At 62.0% G+C, this 15,145-nt stretch carries 17 protein-coding genes and 1 other RNA gene; 7 read left to right on the top strand and 11 right to left on the bottom strand.

Features of this window, described 5'->3' with window-relative positions; all coding sequences use genetic code 11:
* Positions 1-24: 24 nt before the first annotated feature.
* Positions 25-1,947 carry a putative bifunctional diguanylate cyclase/phosphodiesterase gene (locus tag ACE4RL_RS17605; RefSeq protein ID WP_375598396.1) on the bottom strand — a complete coding sequence of 641 codons (1,923 nt, stop codon included), beginning with the start codon at positions 1,945-1,947 and terminating at the stop codon, positions 25-27.
* A gap of 59 nt (positions 1,948-2,006) precedes the next feature.
* A complete protein-coding gene (locus ACE4RL_RS17600) occupies positions 2,007-2,492 on the bottom strand; it encodes a molybdopterin-dependent oxidoreductase (RefSeq protein ID WP_375598395.1) in 486 nt (161 codons plus the stop codon).
* A 196-nt stretch (positions 2,493-2,688) separates the two neighbouring features.
* On the opposite strand from ACE4RL_RS17600, the gene dapD reads away from it, so the two are divergent.
* The 5 genes from dapD (at position 2,689) to ACE4RL_RS17575 (ending at position 6,386) form a co-directional block, all read left to right on the top strand.
* Positions 2,689-3,531 (top strand): 2,3,4,5-tetrahydropyridine-2,6-dicarboxylate N-succinyltransferase, encoded by an 843-nt coding sequence (gene dapD, locus ACE4RL_RS17595; protein ID WP_375598394.1) that lies wholly within the window; start codon positions 2,689-2,691, stop codon positions 3,529-3,531.
* A gap of 86 nt (positions 3,532-3,617) precedes the next feature.
* A complete protein-coding gene (locus ACE4RL_RS17590) occupies positions 3,618-4,094 on the top strand; it encodes a DUF805 domain-containing protein (protein WP_375598393.1) in 477 nt (158 codons plus the stop codon).
* Between the two features lie 17 nt (positions 4,095-4,111).
* Entirely contained in the window at positions 4,112-5,266 is a 1,155-nt protein-coding gene (gene dapE, locus ACE4RL_RS17585) for a succinyl-diaminopimelate desuccinylase (protein WP_375598392.1), read from the top strand.
* On the top strand, positions 5,263-5,802 hold the full coding sequence (locus ACE4RL_RS17580; protein WP_375598391.1) for a hypothetical protein: 540 nt from the start codon (positions 5,263-5,265) through the stop codon (positions 5,800-5,802). The genes dapE and ACE4RL_RS17580 overlap by 4 nt, the downstream gene beginning before the upstream one ends.
* A gap of 14 nt (positions 5,803-5,816) precedes the next feature.
* Positions 5,817-6,386: a hypothetical protein gene (locus ACE4RL_RS17575; protein WP_375598390.1), complete on the top strand. Its 570-nt coding sequence runs from the start codon at positions 5,817-5,819 to the stop codon at positions 6,384-6,386.
* Positions 6,387-6,389: 3 nt separating this feature from the next.
* Here the strand turns inward: ACE4RL_RS17575 and truA are convergent, their stop codons facing one another.
* The 3 genes from truA to def are packed head-to-tail and all read right to left on the bottom strand — an operon-like array spanning position 6,390 to position 8,608.
* Entirely contained in the window at positions 6,390-7,130 is a 741-nt protein-coding gene (truA, locus tag ACE4RL_RS17570; protein ID WP_375598389.1) for a tRNA pseudouridine(38-40) synthase TruA, read from the bottom strand.
* Positions 7,130-8,053, bottom strand: coding sequence for a methionyl-tRNA formyltransferase (gene fmt / locus ACE4RL_RS17565; RefSeq protein WP_375598388.1), 924 nt, complete (start codon positions 8,051-8,053; stop codon positions 7,130-7,132). Before fmt ends, truA begins: the two co-directional genes overlap by 1 nt.
* Positions 8,054-8,092: 39 nt before the next feature.
* Positions 8,093-8,608, bottom strand: coding sequence for a peptide deformylase (gene def, locus ACE4RL_RS17560; protein WP_375598387.1), 516 nt, complete (start codon positions 8,606-8,608; stop codon positions 8,093-8,095).
* 134 nt (positions 8,609-8,742) lie between these two features.
* On the opposite strand from def, the gene ACE4RL_RS17555 reads away from it, so the two are divergent.
* A complete protein-coding gene (locus ACE4RL_RS17555) occupies positions 8,743-10,170 on the top strand; it encodes a DNA recombination protein RmuC (protein ID WP_375598386.1) in 1,428 nt (475 codons plus the stop codon).
* Here the strand turns inward: ACE4RL_RS17555 and ACE4RL_RS17550 are convergent.
* Positions 10,167-10,379 carry a DUF2945 domain-containing protein gene (locus ACE4RL_RS17550; protein WP_375598385.1) on the bottom strand — a complete coding sequence of 71 codons (213 nt, stop codon included), beginning with the start codon at positions 10,377-10,379 and terminating at the stop codon, positions 10,167-10,169. The two genes, ACE4RL_RS17555 and ACE4RL_RS17550, sit on opposite strands and share 4 nt — an antisense overlap.
* A gap of 97 nt (positions 10,380-10,476) precedes the next feature.
* On the opposite strand from ACE4RL_RS17550, the gene ACE4RL_RS17545 reads away from it, so the two are divergent.
* On the top strand, positions 10,477-10,953 hold the full coding sequence (locus ACE4RL_RS17545) for a hypothetical protein (protein ID WP_375598384.1): 477 nt from the start codon (positions 10,477-10,479) through the stop codon (positions 10,951-10,953).
* 119 nt (positions 10,954-11,072) lie between these two features.
* Here the strand turns inward: ACE4RL_RS17545 and recR are convergent, their stop codons facing one another.
* From recR to ACE4RL_RS17520, 5 genes are all read right to left on the bottom strand, one after another.
* Positions 11,073-11,669 carry a recombination mediator RecR gene (gene recR, locus ACE4RL_RS17540; protein ID WP_375598383.1) on the bottom strand — a complete coding sequence of 199 codons (597 nt, stop codon included), beginning with the start codon at positions 11,667-11,669 and terminating at the stop codon, positions 11,073-11,075.
* A gap of 12 nt (positions 11,670-11,681) precedes the next feature.
* Positions 11,682-12,005: a YbaB/EbfC family nucleoid-associated protein gene (locus tag ACE4RL_RS17535; protein WP_375598382.1), complete on the bottom strand. Its 324-nt coding sequence runs from the start codon at positions 12,003-12,005 to the stop codon at positions 11,682-11,684.
* Positions 12,002-13,795, bottom strand: coding sequence for a DNA polymerase III subunit gamma/tau (locus tag ACE4RL_RS17530; protein WP_375598381.1), 1,794 nt, complete (start codon positions 13,793-13,795; stop codon positions 12,002-12,004). Before ACE4RL_RS17530 ends, ACE4RL_RS17535 begins: the two co-directional genes overlap by 4 nt.
* Before the next feature lie 93 nt (positions 13,796-13,888).
* Positions 13,889-13,984: signal recognition particle sRNA small type (ffs, locus tag ACE4RL_RS17525), an RNA gene on the bottom strand.
* Positions 13,985-14,077: 93 nt separating this feature from the next.
* Positions 14,078-15,109: an HD-GYP domain-containing protein gene (locus tag ACE4RL_RS17520; RefSeq protein WP_375598380.1), complete on the bottom strand. Its 1,032-nt coding sequence runs from the start codon at positions 15,107-15,109 to the stop codon at positions 14,078-14,080.
* Positions 15,110-15,145 lie beyond the last annotated feature (36 nt).

Here is a 15,145-nt window from a genome sequence, read left to right as displayed (position 1 = left end):
CCGCGACGCGCTGCGGGGCGACCTCTAGGCGTGCTTGCGCCTGTGTGCCCGGCGGCCGGCGGGGCGTGATTGGTTGATCTCTTCGATCTGGGCACACACCATGTCGATCGGAACGGGCCTGCCGATAAAGTAGCCTTGCCCGATGTCGCAGCCCGCGCTGCGCAGCAGTTCCAGTTGCCTGAAGGTCTCCACGCCTTCAACCACGACTTTTGCGCCGGTCTTCCGGGCCAGGATCAGCACGGCCTCGATCACGGAAAGCCCGAGCGAGTCGGTGTCAAGGTTGTTCACGAAGGTACGGTCGAGCTTGATTTCGTCCCAGTGAAACCGCGTCAGGTATGACAGGGAGGAGTATCCAGTGCCAAAATCGTCCAGTGCCAGGGCGACACCCAGATAACGTAGGTCGGACAGGACGGCGATCGGCTGTTTTGCATCCGCCATCATCACCGATTCTGTAACCTCGAGCTTGAGCCGTCCGGGTGGCAGGCCCGCCGCCATCAGGGCGTCGGCAGTCGCTTCCACCACTTCGCCCTGCATGATCTGGACGACCGACAGGTTGACCGCGACCTGGACCACTGCCGGCAACCGCAGCGCGTCCCGGCAGGCGCACTCGATCATGTGCCTGCCCAGATCGATGATCTGGCCGGACGCTTCGGCAATGGGAATGAACTCGATCGGTGCGATTGGTCCCAACTGGGCATGATGCCAGCGGGCTAGCGCCTCAACACCCACCACCGCCCCGGTCTCTATGTCGATCTGAACCTGATAGTGTGGTGTTATCTCGCCATTGGCGATTGCGGACCGGAGATCGTTTTCCAGCGTCAGGCGGCGCTCAACCATCTCGCGGAGCGATTGATCATATATGGAGATCGATCCCTTCTTGCGCGCCTTGGCCTCGCTCTGCGCCAGATCCGCATCGGCCAGAAGTCCCCGCGCATTCTGCAATGCACGCGAAGCGGTGGCTATGCCGGCCGTGGCACTGATGGTGACGGAGCTGCCATCGATCTCGAATGGACGCTTGAGGGCCTCAAGCGCGCGGTCTGCAATTGCTTTGGCCTCGGTTTCATCTTGCAGGTGCAGTAACGCCGCAAATTCGTCTCCACCCAGCCGGGCGACGATATTGCCCTCTTCCGTGGTGATGACCTCTTCGAGCCGGCGCGCTGCCGCGTTGAGCAGCTTGTCGCCAAATATGTGTCCCCAGCTGTCGTTGATCAACTTGAAGCCGTCCAGATCGAACACAATCACCCCTGTGCAGCGTGCGTGACTGTCCGGCGGCTGATCCGCGTCTGAAAATGCCGTCCGGTTTGGCAGGCCGGTCAGAGGATCGTGATGGGCCAGATAGGAGAATTTGTCTGCCGCCCGGCCGACCTGACGATGGGCCCGGCGCAGGGTGCGGTTCTGGTAGGCCGACACCACAAGCATCACGCCGGCCGACAACAGCGCCGTCACAACCAGATAATGTTGCAGCGTCTGTTGCTCTGTCAGTGTCTGGCGGATCGCCGCCGCCCTGTTGACTGCCGAGTCAGTGGCCTCCGCGCCGATCTTGTGGATCATGTCGCCGACCGGCTCCAACCGGTGCAGCAACTGGGTAGCCGTGGCGGCACTATCCAGGCCCGACATCTCGGCTTCAACCGATTCCAGAAGATCCAGCAGATTGACATAGGCCTGCCGGCTTTCTGGGTTGGAAGCCAGGAATTCTCCATAGCCGCCAACACCCCAGCTATCGAGCCGCCCAAGCAGAATCTGGTAGTACAGTTCAGCTTTGTCGGCGTCGCCCTGCTGGCCCATTGCCGCGTAGCGCGCCAGATAGGTTTCCAACTGGGCCGCCTCAATCCGGCCATGCGCTCCAATCCAGGAAACATCGAAACGCATGGAATTCCTGACGGCCTCGGCCGTCTCCTGTACGACACGCGCGTGCAGGACCGTGGCAACGCCCAAAATGACGATCACCAGAACCGCAAATTTTCGAAACCATCCCGGCGGCAGCATAACGCGCCAAACCTTCCGACTTATCGGATTGTAATGCTGCGAACCTGCCACGCCGATCGGGCATGGTAGAGATCGTTCTGCAACTGGTCGTATTCATCGAAGGGGTAGATGATAAACAACGGCCCTTTCTGTCGAACCGACATGTATTCGCCATTCTGCTTGAGGGCCAGCAAGACCGGGTATGTGGTGAAATCCGAGAGCGGGATCGTCGTGCGGTAGCCATTCAACGCCAGCACATCGGCCTCTTGCCCTTCGGCGCCGACATGGGCCATCAGCATGTCCATGGGAACACCCTCGAACACGGGGGTTCCTTCATGCCAGGGCGTGGCAGTAGCGACTTGAGCGGACCCGATGGCTTCAAGCTCCGCGGCGGTGAAGTCGAGCGGGCCGCCATCGACTTTGCCGTCCACGGTAAGGATGACAGCATCTGATTGCGCAATCGCCGCAAGGGGGATAGAAATGGTGGCGAGCAGCACAAACGAGAGCTGAAGGACCAAGTTCTTCATTTTAGTGCTCCGGGTTGCCAAATTTCTACCCTGCACCAGAAGAGCGAACTTCAAGTAAACGGACTTGTCCGTTTTCTTTGCAGTTTCTTTATGCCGGATTGACATTGCCGCCGCAGGCCAGAGCTGCGCCGGGCCCGTTGACTCACGGCCCGCCCCCGCTATGGTCCGCGCCAACGTCAAAACGCCAGGACCCGCCATGTCGCACGAGCAACTTGCCCAGACCATCGACACCGCCTTCGAAAATCGCGCCGAGATCAATTTCAACACCACAGGCGAAGTACGCGACGCCGTCAATGAGGCGTTGAACCTGCTCGACAGCGGTCAGGCCCGCGTGGCCGAAAAGGTGGACGGTACCTGGCAGGTCAATCAGTGGCTCAAGCGCGCCGTGCTGCTCTCCTTCCGCCTCAACGACAATGAGCCGATGACCGGCGCGCCGCAGGGCTCAACCTGGTGGGACAAGGTGCCCACCAAGTTCGAGGGTTGGACCGACAACACCTGGCGCGAAGCCGGTTTCCGCGCCGTGCCCGGCGCCATCGTCCGCCGCTCCGCCCATATCGGCAAGGGCGCCATCCTCATGCCCAGCTTCGTCAATCTGGGGGCCTTTGTCGGTGAAGGCTCCATGGTCGACACCTGGGTCACGGTCGGCTCCTGCGCCCAGATCGGCAAGAATGTGCACCTCTCCGGCGGCGTCGGCATTGGCGGCGTGCTCGAACCGCTTCAGGCCGGTCCGACCATCATCGAGGACAATTGCTTTATCGGCGCACGCTCGGAAATCGTCGAGGGAGTGGTCGTGGGTGAAGGCTCGGTGATTTCCATGGGCGTGTTCATCGGTGCTTCCACCAAGGTGGTGAACCGCCAGACGGGCGAGATCCATATGGGCTATGTGCCGCCCTATTCGGTGGTCGTCTCCGGCTCGCTCCCCGGCAAGCCCTTCCCCGATGGCACACCGGGTCCGAACCTATATTGCGCCGTCATCGTCAAGACTGTCGATGCCCAGACCCGCTCCAAGACCGGCATAAACGACCTGCTGCGCGACTGAGAAATTCGTCAATGCTGGCCCCTTTCGCGCCGGCATCTTACTCTTTGATGAGCCGGAACTGATTCCGGTTCATTGAGGGGGCACAAATGGACAATATCAAAACGCTGTTGACCACCACCGAGGGCCGCATCGGGCGCCAGCAATGGTGGATCGGCATTGTCGTGCTTATCATCATCTCCATCCTCGCTAGCATCATTGTCAGCATCATCAGCCTGGGCAATGCGGCCGTCATTGCCTGGCTTGGCGTGCTGATCAATCTGGTGCTGATCTGGCCAAGTTACTGCATCGGCATCAAGCGCCGGCACGACCGCGACAACGATGGCACTGACCTCAAGATATTGATTGCCGGCTCGATCATACTGAACCTGCTCCAGGCCACGGGCATCGGTGCCTCGATGGTTGACGTGGGTGGGGTCAGCTATCCCGTGCCACCGATTTGGCTCACTGTCCTGAGCGTCATCTACGGCATTTTCGCAATCTACATGCTTGTACAGCTTGGCTTCCTCAAGGGCACGGCCGGCCCCAATACCTATGGCCCCGATCCTTTGGACGCTGCCGCCTGAACCCAACTGGAGCCGTCGTGACCATCGACCCTGCTGACCTGCTCGCCCGACTCATCGCCTGTCCCTCGGTCACCCCCGAAGAGGCGGGAGCGCTCGACCTCTTGCAGTTCGAACTCGAGGCCATCGGTTTTGCCGTGACGCGACTGCGTTTCAAAGGCGACGGCTCCTATCCGGTGGATAACCTCTTCGCCACGAGAGGGCAGGGCGGGCGCCGCCTGCTCTTTGCTGGCCACACCGATGTCGTGCCACCGGGCGAGGTGGCGAACTGGTCGTCCGACCCGTTCACGCCCCGCATTGCTGACGGCAAGATTTTCGGACGCGGCGCCGCCGACATGAAGTCCGGCATTGCCGCCTTCGTCGCCGCCTGCGCCGCCATTCCGTCCGAGGCCGGCACGATCCAGCTTGCCATCACCAATGACGAGGAAGCCGACGCCATCAATGGCACCGAAAAGCTCGTCGCCTGGATGGCGGAGAACGGTCATCACTTCGACTTTGCCATTGTCGGCGAGCCCAGTTCCACCGAAACTCTGGGCGACAGCATCAAGATTGGCCGCCGCGGTTCTTTTTCGGGCAAGGTCACCGTCACCGGCACCCAGGGCCATGTCGCCTACCCGCACAAGGCCAACAATCCGCTGCCGGTCCTGGCGGCCGTTGCCACCGCGCTGACCTCGGAAAAGCTCGACACCGGCACCCTGCATTTCCCGGCATCCAATCTCGAACTGACCACAATCGATACCGGCAATCCGGTCTCCAATGTCATCCCCATGTCGGGCACTTTGCGCTTCAACATCCGTTACAACGACATTTGGACGCCCGAGTCGCTGGCCGAGTGGGTCCGCGCCCGCCTGGCCAGTGTCGATCCCAAAGATACCGGCATCGCCTTCGAGATTTCCGGCACACCCTCACGCGCCTTTCTTTCGCCGCTGGGCGCCGATATCGAGACGCTCTCCGCCGTCATTGCCGAACGCAACGGCAAGCCGCCCGAATATTCCACAGGCGGCGGCACATCCGACGCGCGCTTCATCGCTCAATATGGCCCGGTGGTCGAATGTGGGCTGGTGGGCCCCTCCATGCACAAGGCCGACGAGCATATTGCCCTAAGCGACCTCACCGGCCTGACCGAAATCTACCAGGCCTTCGTCGAGCGCTTCCTGGCAGGGACCTCGGCATGAAGATCATCAGCGCCCTGCGCCAGTCCGTCTATGGCTGGATCATGATCCTCAGGAACGAAGCGGGCTGGCAGGCGCGCTTCCGCTTCACCGTTGCGGGCCTGATCACGGCGCTGGTCCTGTTCTACCTCTTCGCCTTCCTGGCTGTCGTGCTAACTTCGCTCGAAATGGGCGTGCCTACACCGCAGGGCCTGTTCGACATCATGCTCATTCAGTCGCTCTGGTTGCTCGCGCTTGTCGTCGGCATTTATGGCACCCGCTTCGCCCTGCGTGAAACCGTGCCCATACTGCCGCTGCTCGTCCCCGGCATTTATGCGCTGATCTACTATCTCATCCTGGGCACGCTGATTTCCCTCATCCTGGGCATGCTGCTGCCGCTTTTGTGGGTGGGACTGGGCTGGTTGCTGTTTTGTCTCGGGCGCCGGGCGGGCAACTGGACGCTTGGAGTGGCCGCGGCATTTGCAGTGTTGACGGTCGTGCTTCTTGTCGGCACCCCTTTGACGCTCTACATGCTTACAGCGCCCCTATCCGCTGCCTGAGACGAGTCTGTTCTTTGCCCCAGCCCTCACCGACCTTTATCGAAGAAGCTCTCGACGCCGCACGCGGCACCTGGGCCCTTGTTCTCGGGCGGCCGGATGCAGCCAGCTACTTCGATTTTTCGCAGCGCGGTCTGATTGGCAGCTTTATTGCGCTTTTGTTGGCCGTGACCGTCAGCGTCTTCGGTCCCCAATTGCTCGGTGCCGCATCACCGACGGGCACCGCTGCCGGTGTGACATTGCTTTCGGCGCTGATCTTCGCCGTGCAGATCGGCGCGGCCTATCTCGTCCTGCAAATGATGGGGCGGCTGGATGGCTTCATGCCCTATCTGGTGGCCGACAACTGGGCCAATTTCTATGTGTCCTTGTTCGGTTTGCTTCTATCGGCGCTGCTGGGCGCCAACGACATCATGCTGCTGGTCATGGGCGTTCTGGCCATCGTTATCGAGGTCAATATCGCGCGGCGTATCGTGACCCTTGCGCCGGTGCAGATCGTCATCTTCATCGTTGCCCAACTGGCTGCCAATTTCATCGGTCTGATGATTCTTGGGGGCTTTCTCCTGCAGACGATGGGGCCAGCCGTCTAAAGCCTAGGGGTAGTCCACCCCGGTCAGATACAATCCGCTGGCCGGGGCCATGGCGCCGCATCGCGTCCGGTCAGCCGCGTCCAGTGCCGCGCGGAAATCCGCCGGGCTCCATTTGCCTTCCCCCACCAGCTTGAGCGAACCCACCATCGAGCGCACCTGATGGTGCAGGAAGCTGCGGGCACTGGCCGTGATGGCAATGACCTCGCCATCCCCCGTCACATCGAATGCATCCAGCGTACGAATGGGCGAGTTGGCCTGGCACTCGGAGGAGCGGAAGGTGGTAAAGTCATGGTGACCCAGAATGGTCTGTGCCGCCTCATGCATCCTCTCCGCATCCAGTGGCTTGGGCACGTGCCAGACTTGGTTTCGCTCTATGGCTGCCGGCGCCCGCCGGTTGAGAATGCGATATTCATAATGCCGGGCCGTCGCAGAAAATCGCGCCTCGAACGTCTCCGGTACGGCCTCGCTTTCCACTACTACCACCGGGTGGGGCCGCAAATGGTAGTTCAGTGCCTCGCGGATACGGAACGGGTCCCAGTCCTTGGCCAAGTCGAAATGCGCCACCTGACCCAGCGCATGCACACCCGCATCGGTGCGCCCCGCCGCCTGGGTTGTCACCGTCTCGCCGGAAAAACCAGCAATGGCCTCTTCGAGCGCCTGCTGCACGCTCATCCGGTCCTTCTGCCGTTGCCAGCCGGAGAACGGGGTTCCGTCATATTCGATTGTGAGCTTGTAGCGCGGCATTAGTTAACTTGATCGGGAAGGTGCCCCGCGCCGCGCAAAAACGTCGCCGCATCCATGGCGCCCTTCCCCTCGCGTTGCACCTGGGTGAGTCCCACCGCGCCCGAGCCGCAGGCAATGGTGAGACCTTCCCCGATCAACGCGCCGGGCGCGCTGTGGCCCTCAGCAAGGCTCGAGCGCAGCGCCTTGATGCGCACCGGCTTGCCACCCAACTCCATCTCGAACCATGCCCCTGGAAACGGCGAGAGGCCCCTGATGAGGTTGTGCACCTCCTCGGCGCTCTTGGAAAAGTCGATCCGGGCCTCGGCCTTGTCTATCTTGGCCGCATAGGTTTCCCCGCTCTCTGGCTGCGGGGTGAAGTCCAGGCTCCCCCGTTCCAGCGCCGCCAGCGCGCGTCCCATGAGATCAGCGCCGAGCAGCTTCATCTGGTCGTGCAACTCGCCGGCCGTCATGTCCGGGGCGATGGGAATGATTTCGGTGGGGCCCATGGCGCCGGTATCGAGCCCCTCGTCCATTTGCATCACCACAATGCCGGTCTGCTTGTCGCCGGCCATGATGGCGCGCTGGATTGGGGCCGCGCCGCGCCAGCGTGGCAAAAGCGAACCATGCAGGTTCAGACATCCAAATTCGGGCGCATCGAGCACCGGCTTGGGCAGCAGCAGCCCATAGGCCACGACCACCGCGACTTCTGCGTTCAGCGCCGCAAACTGCGCCTGCTCGTCGGCGCCCTTGAGCGAGCGGGGCGTGAACACCGGAATACCGAACGCCTCGGCTGTTTCATGCACCGGGCTCTTGCGTTCCGCCTGACCGCGTCCCGCCGGCTTGGGTGCGCGCGTATAGACCGCCACCACCTCATGCCCGGCCGAGACAATCTCGGTCAGCGTCGGCACGGAAAAATCGGGCGTGCCCATGAAGACGACGCGCATGGGGCAGCCTCCCTAATGTCCGTTCAGCGGCGTAGTGGTTTAGCCGGCCGCGCGCTTGGCGGCCTTGTCGAACTTCTTGATCACGCGGTCGCGCTTCAGCCGGCTGAGATAGTCGATATAAAGCACGCCATCGAGGTGATCGAGCTCGTGCTGAATGCAGACTGCCAGCTTGCCCTCGGCTTCCTTGGTGACTTCCTTACCCTCGAGATCGGTGTATTTCACCGTCACATCATTGGGCCGCTCGACCTCGTAATAGAGTTCGGGGATGGAAAGGCACCCTTCCTCGGTCACCTGCATCTGATCGCCGAAATGCGTGATCTCGGGATTGATCATCACCAGCGGAGCCGCCGGCTCACCCTCGCCCGCCAGGTCCATAACCACAATGCGCTTCATCACCCCGATCTGCGGGGCGGCCAGGCCGATGCCCGGCGCGTCATACATGGTGTCCAGCATGTCCTTGGCCAGGGACTTGATCTCATCGTCGACCTCGATGATGGGGTCGGCAACGGCACGCAAACGTGCATCGGGAATGATCAGGATAGGGCGAACGGCCATGGCAAAAAAGTCCGGCGATAAATGGATTGACCCCGATATGGCGATTTCCGCGTCCGCGGTCAACTGCAGCCCGGTTCAAACCACCGCGCAAAGGGAACATTTTGCGAACAGCAGAATCGGACTAGACTGCGCCCATGCGTGATCTCGACACTGTTCTGTTCATCTGGGGCGACGTCCCCGTCACCGTGGCCCTCGCCCTGCTCATCGGGGGCGCCTTGCTCGTGGCGCTGCTGCTGGCCGGACTTGTGCTCTGGGCCCGCGCCAGCGCTAGGCGCGCGGACGCTGCGGCCCGGGAGGCGGCGGACAGTCTCAAGGCCCACTTCCTCGAACAGGTCACCACGCGCGATAGCCGCATCCGCGATCTGGAAGGCCAGATCGAGCGCGATCGCCATCGCGCCACCGAACTGCTCGATACCGAACGCGAGAAATCCTCGGGCCTTCAGGCCGAACTCGCTGCGATGCGCACGCGCCTCGATGAGCAGGCCCGGCAGAACGAGGCCAATCTGAAACGCTTCGCAGAAGCCCGCCAGCAGATGACCGACGAGTTCAAGTCCATCGCCGGCGAGGTTTTGCAGACCCACAGCGAGACCTTCACCAAGCAGAACCGCGAGCAGGTCGACACGCTCCTGAAGCCCTTGCAGGACAAGATTACCGAGTTTCATAAGAACCTGGTCGAAGACCGCTCGGCCATGGGCGAGCGCATCCGCGCCCTGGCCGAAAGCAATCTGCAGATCACCACCGAGGCGCAGAACCTCACGCGCGCATTGAAGGGCAATTCACAGACCCAGGGCGCCTGGGGCGAAATGATCCTCGCGACTATTCTGGAGCAATCCGGCCTGCGTGAGGGCGAGCAATATTTCACCCAGCAGAGCCATTCCGGCGAGGATGGCCAGCGGGTCCGTACCGATGTCGAAATCCTCATGCCCAATGGTGACCGGCTGGTCATCGACTCCAAGGTATCCCTGACCGCCTTCGAGGCCTTCGTGAACAGCCCGGAAGATGGTCGTGACCAGCATTTGCGCGCCCATATCACTTCGGTGCGCGGCCATATCACCACGTTGGGCGACAAGACCTATCACCGCGCGGCCAGATCCAGCCTTGACTATGTGATGATGTTCGTGCCCATCGAGAGCGCATTGGCCACCGCCATTCAGCATGATGCCAAACTCGTCGAATTCGGCATGAGCAAGGGCGTCATGCTGACGACGCCGACGACGCTGATGACTGTGCTGCGCACCGTGCGCAATGTCTGGGACATCGAAAAGCGGCATCAGAACGCAGAGGAAATCGCCGAGCGCGCCGGCCAGCTCTTCGACAAGGTGGCGGGCTTCCTCGGCACCATGGACCAGGTGGGCGATGCCATCGACAAGTCCCAGCGCGCCTATGCCAAGGCCCGGGACCAGTTGACCACCGGCCGCGGTAATGTGGTGCGCCAGGTCGAAATGCTGCGCGAACTGGGCGCCAAATCCAGCAAGTCCATCCCCGCAAACTGGGATGGCGGCTCGGACGAGCCACAACCGGCCCTGCGGCTGGTCAAGGACGAGCCGGGCGACCTTCACTAGGCCCTGCTGACTTCGCTCCGGCTTTTGAGCACCTTGTCCCCATCATCCTGCTCTATGAGATAGGCAGGTTCGTCGCGGCTCGCCTTGCGGGTGACCTCGGTCCCCTTGATCGTCCGCGTGACATCCCTGGTAAAGCGTTCGACAATTTTCCCATCGGCGCTGTGGGCGCCCCATTGCCACCGGACCCTCGATCCCTTGCGCAGAGCCATTTTCTCCTCGTTGCGAACGCATGCCGATGTGATCGAACTCTCCGCCGGCCCTCTGCGTTCCGGTCGTATCGTGGACTTAGGAAATGGGAGATCAGCCATGGTTCAGAACCACCATCACCCCGGGAGCCTCGTCCCCCAGGAAACCAATTTTGACAATGCCGACACACCCGGTATTGCCCAGCCCTATAGCCAAAGCGAAATCGAAGATTTGCTCTATGGCGATGACCGCCCGGCGCGGGATCGGCTGGAGCGGCTGTGGGAAATGCGCCACGAAGCCGCCGAGCGTGAAAGCGGTGATTTCGGAGGTCAGGACCCGGCCTATATGCTCGAAGAGCTCGATCGGGCCATCGCCGAACTGCAACGTGACCTCGACAATACCGAGGAGACCGGCAATGTCGATGTCTCCATGTCATTCGATCCTGCCGATCATCTCGACGCCCTCTCGCCCGACGACACCGATGCCCGCGAGGCGCTGATCGGCGAGGACGAGTTCTACGAGGAAGATGAGGACGGCCCTGTCGATGACGACCATGTCTGGCACGGCAGCGAGGAATTCGACCCGCATCTGCACTGAGGCCCCGGCGTCACCCCACCCTCATTCCCTCCCCATCCAGGGGAGGGATGCGAAGAGCCGCAGAATGTGTGTTTAACGCCGCCCTTCTTCGGGAGGTGGGGTGGTGCTTCCAGAAGACCCTAAATCTGCGTGCGCGCCTTGAGCGCCTGGCTCAACGTGCCCTCATCGAGATAGTCCAGCTCCCCACCCACTGGCACCCCATGGGCCAGGCGCGTCACCTTGATACCCGACCCTGGCAATCGGTCGGTGATGTAGTGTGCCGTCGTCTGGCCCTCCACCGTTGCATTCATCGCCAACACGATCTCTGAGTAGTCCTGCGCCCGGCCGATCAGCCCCTCAAGGTTGAGATCGTCGGGCCCCACGCCATCGAGCGGTGACAACACGCCACCCAGCACATGATAGCGGACCTGGCCCACCCCGGCGCGCTCCAGCGCCCAGAGGTCGGCCACGTCTTCCACCACGATCAGGATGCCGCTCTCGCCCCGGCGAGGATCGGCGCAGATCGAGCAGGGCGACATCGTATCGACGTTGCCGCACACTTCGCAGCTCTTGACCGCCACGACCGCGCGGTCCAGCGCGGCTGAAAGCGGCAGCATGAGCTGCTCCTTCTTCTTGATCAGGTGCAGCACCGCGCGCCGCGCCGAGCGCGGACCGAGCCCTGGCAGACGCGCCAGAAGCTGGATCAATTGTTCAATTTCAGGTCCGCCGGAGGCCACAGCGGGGCGAGCCTAAAACGGCAGCTTCATGCCCGGGGGGATCGGCAGGCCGGACGTCACGTCAGCCATCTTGCGCTGGGCTTCAGCTTCGCTCTTGCCCTTGGCGTCGTTAAAGGCGGCAATGATCAGGTCTTCGACCATCTCGGCATCTTCGGGCTTGAGCAAGGAAGGATCGATCTTGATGCCCTTCATCTCGCCCTTGCCGCTCAGCGACACGCGGACCATCCCGCCGCCGGACTGACCTTCAACGACCAGCTCGGCCAGTTCGGCCTGCATGGCCTCCATCTTGGCCTTCATCTCGCCGGCGGCCTTCATCATGTTCATGATGTCTTTCATTCGTCGTCCTCTTCGATTGGGGGCGGAGCCAGTTCGGTCGGCGCGGCTTCATCGTCGCGCACCGTCACGTTCACCAGCTTGGCGCCCGGAAATGTTTCCAATATGGCCTTGACCAGCGGATCGTCATGGGCCGCTGCAGTCGCAGCCTCCTTGCGCTGTTCCTTTTCCTGGCGGATGGTCAGGCCCTCCGGGGCCTTGGTCGAAACCATCACCAGCCAGCGTTGCCCGGTCCAGGTTTGCAGGCGCGCCGAGAGCGTAGAAATAATTCCCGGGTCAGCGCCATCGCTCAGCGCAACTTCAATCCGGCCCTGTTCAAAGGACACCGGCCGCATCTGGCTTTCCAGCGCCAGCTTGACCAGCACGTCGCGCTTGGCCGTAGCCAGCGCGATAAGGTCCTTATAGCTGGCCACTGTCGCAAGGGCCGGTTGCGCCACGGCCTGCGGCCGCGATGCCGGAATAACCGGAGAAGGCGCCGCCACCGAAGCGGCCGCTGGGGCGGTCTGTACGGCCTCGACCCGCATGGCAGAGGCGCCGCCAGAAGGTCCACGGGGAGCGGGGACGGGACTGCCGCCGCCCGCGGGCAGGTTGCCCTGTTGCGTCAGCTTGCTGATCACCTCGTCCGGACTGGGCAAATCAGCCGCATAGGCCAGGCGGATCAGCGTCATTTCGGCGGCTTGAAGCGCGTTGCCGGCCCGTCCGGTCTCTTCATTGCCCTTGAAGAGAATTTGCCAGGCTCGCGTCAATGCGCGCATCGGCAGGCGCTGCGCCAGATCGGCACCCCGCGAGCGTTCGTCCGGGGTCAGCGAGGCATCGTCTGCAGCCGCCGGCACAACCTTTATCCGCGTCACCAGATGGGTGAATTCGGCCAGATCCGCCAGCAAGGTCTGCGGGTCAGCGCCAAGGTCATAAAGCTCCTTGAGCGCGCCCAGCGCCTCGGCAATCCGGCCGCCCATCAAATCTTCGAACAAATCGATGATCCGCGCCCGGTCCCCCAGGCCCAGCATGGCCTTGACCGTCGCCGTGCTCACCGAACCATTGCCATGCGCGATCGCCTGATCGAGCAGCGAGAGGGAGTCGCGCGCCGAGCCCTCACCGGCCCGCACGATCATGGCCAGCGCGTCCGGCTCAAAGCCGATGCCTTCCTGGCCCAGGATTTTTTCGAGGTAGGATGTCATAACCTCGGCCGGAATGCGCCGCAGGTCGAAACGCTGGCAGCGCGACAGAATCGTCACCGGCACCTTGCGGATCTCGGTGGTGGCAAAGATGAATTTCACATAAGGCGGCGGCTCTTCGAGCGTCTTCAGCAGCCCGTTGAAGGCCGCTGTGGAGAGCATGTGCACCTCGTCGATCACATAGACCTTGTAGGGTGCCGAAACCGGGCCGTATTTGACCGAGTCGATGATCTCGCGAATGTCGCCAATACCGGTGTTGGACGCGGCGTCCATTTCCACCACATCGACATGCCGTCCCTCGATAATGGCGCGGCAATGGGTGCCTTCGGTTTCCAGCTCCAGCGTGGGATGGCGGCCGGTCTCGTCTTCATAGTTGAAGGCGCGGGCCAGGATGCGGGCAGTGGTCGTCTTGCCCACGCCGCGCACACCAGTCAGGATAAAAGCGTGGTGGATACGGTTTTGCGCAAAGGCATTGCCGAGCGTCTGCACCATCGCGTCCTGCCCGACGAGAGTCGAGAAGTCGCGCGGGCGGTATTTGCGGGCGAGGACCAGATAGGGCGTGGTCTGATTGTCAGCCATGCTGCCTGTCCTTGTCCTGCGTGCTGGGGAATCTGCCAAAGCTCATGTCCGGAACATAGGGCATGCCGATCCATGTCGCAAAAGGCCAATGCCCATTTGCGCTGCACCAGGCCCGATTCTGAACAGGGAATTAGTAGGAGGCTGGCATCGACCCGTGAGGATCTCGTTGGGGCTGCTTCCTTCCGGACCTGACCCGGTTGGCGAGGAACACGTCCGCGCCAACCTCCCGAGGGGCTATATGCGGATTTTGATGCCGGGATGCAAGGGGGGCGGGATAACGAGCCGGCGAGGCCCCCAGCCAGTGACGCCCTCACACGGGTGTCATGTCGGCAGAATACTGCGTCGAAAGGCCCGCACCAGCGCCTGGTCGAACCACTGTTCATTGTCCGTCAGATAGTCATAGGCCGCTTCGGAGGTGACCGGTTGCTTGTAGGTCCGGCGCTCCACCAGTGCCGAAAAGACATCGCAGATGGTCACCATCTTGACCAGGTCCGGCAGGCTGTTGCCCATCAGTCCCGCCGGATAGCCGGAGCCGTCCAGCAATTCATGGTGCGATCGCACACAGGCCAGCACATCCCCATTTTGGACGCCGTGCTCCTTGAGAATGGCGTAGCCGATCATCGGATGCCGCCGGACATTGGCGATTTCTGCCGCGTCCAGCGCCGTTTGCTTGTTCAAAATCTCAAGTGGTATGAAGGCCTTGCCCACGTCATGCGCGAACCCGGCCGTGGTCAGGAGAACCTTGTCTTCGCGCGAAAATCCCAGTGACGAGCCAAACGCGGCCGCCGTGCCCGCCACCAGCAGACAATGCTGATAGGTCAGATTGTCGTAGGACAGCACCTCATTCATCCAGTGCTGGATGCCCTCTGCCTCGATCGCGTCGAGGACGGCCTGAGCGCCCGCATTGATCAGCCCGCCATAATTGCTGGCGGCGTTCCATGTGTTGGGCTCGAGCAGGTCTTCGATAGCGCGCTGCGTTTCGGGCGGTACGCAGCTTTGATGGGCCCTGAGAAACGGAAACTTGGCCATCAGCTGCCTGAGCGCGGCGTTGATACCCTCCTCACCGCTGAGCAGGTCGCTGGCCCCCAAAGCCCGGGCCTGGGATTCGGTGTGGTGGTTTTTCTCCCTTAGCAGGAAAACGACCGGACTTTCAGCTGAGCGATGCACGGCCAGTGCCGAGCGCAGCTGGTGGGCGCTTGCGAAATTCTCTAGGTCGACGTCACACAGGATCACTGCATTGTCGATTCTGAAGGTGGGCGCTGACCGAAGCGGAAACATGCGACATATGCCGCGCATGATCAGCCGCTTGAGTTCACCCTCCTGTACCAGTTCCCGATCCGTGAACAGCAACAATTGTTTGCCCCCCGGATATCAGAAGGCCATGTGAAT

Origin of the sequence: Devosia polycyclovorans (genome assembly GCF_042181575.1) — a bacterium.
Classification (GTDB): Bacteria; Pseudomonadota; Alphaproteobacteria; order Rhizobiales; family Devosiaceae; genus Devosia; species Devosia polycyclovorans.
This window is presented reverse-complemented; position numbering and strand designations above follow the sequence as displayed.

What these genes read in the sequence shown, in the direction of transcription:
- fmt (WP_375598388.1), bottom strand. Translation starts at nt 8,053, where the DNA reads ATGCGCGTCGTCTTCATGGGCACGCCCGATTTTTCCGTGCCGACGCTG.
- dapD (WP_375598394.1), top strand. Translation starts at nt 2,689, where the DNA reads ATGTCGCACGAGCAACTTGCCCAGACCATCGACACCGCCTTCGAAAAT.
- ACE4RL_RS17545 (WP_375598384.1), top strand. Translation starts at nt 10,477, where the DNA reads ATGGTTCAGAACCACCATCACCCCGGGAGCCTCGTCCCCCAGGAAACC.
- ACE4RL_RS17550 (WP_375598385.1), bottom strand. Translation starts at nt 10,379, where the DNA reads ATGGCTCTGCGCAAGGGATCGAGGGTCCGGTGGCAATGGGGCGCCCAC.
- ACE4RL_RS17535 (WP_375598382.1), bottom strand. Translation starts at nt 12,005, where the DNA reads ATGAAAGACATCATGAACATGATGAAGGCCGCCGGCGAGATGAAGGCC.
- ACE4RL_RS17600 (WP_375598395.1), bottom strand. Translation starts at nt 2,492, where the DNA reads ATGAAGAACTTGGTCCTTCAGCTCTCGTTTGTGCTGCTCGCCACCATT.
- ACE4RL_RS17580 (WP_375598391.1), top strand. Translation starts at nt 5,263, where the DNA reads ATGAAGATCATCAGCGCCCTGCGCCAGTCCGTCTATGGCTGGATCATG.
- def (WP_375598387.1), bottom strand. Translation starts at nt 8,608, where the DNA reads ATGGCCGTTCGCCCTATCCTGATCATTCCCGATGCACGTTTGCGTGCC.
- ACE4RL_RS17555 (WP_375598386.1), top strand. Translation starts at nt 8,743, where the DNA reads ATGCGTGATCTCGACACTGTTCTGTTCATCTGGGGCGACGTCCCCGTC.
- ACE4RL_RS17590 (WP_375598393.1), top strand. Translation starts at nt 3,618, where the DNA reads ATGGACAATATCAAAACGCTGTTGACCACCACCGAGGGCCGCATCGGG.
- truA (WP_375598389.1), bottom strand. Translation starts at nt 7,130, where the DNA reads ATGCCGCGCTACAAGCTCACAATCGAATATGACGGAACCCCGTTCTCC.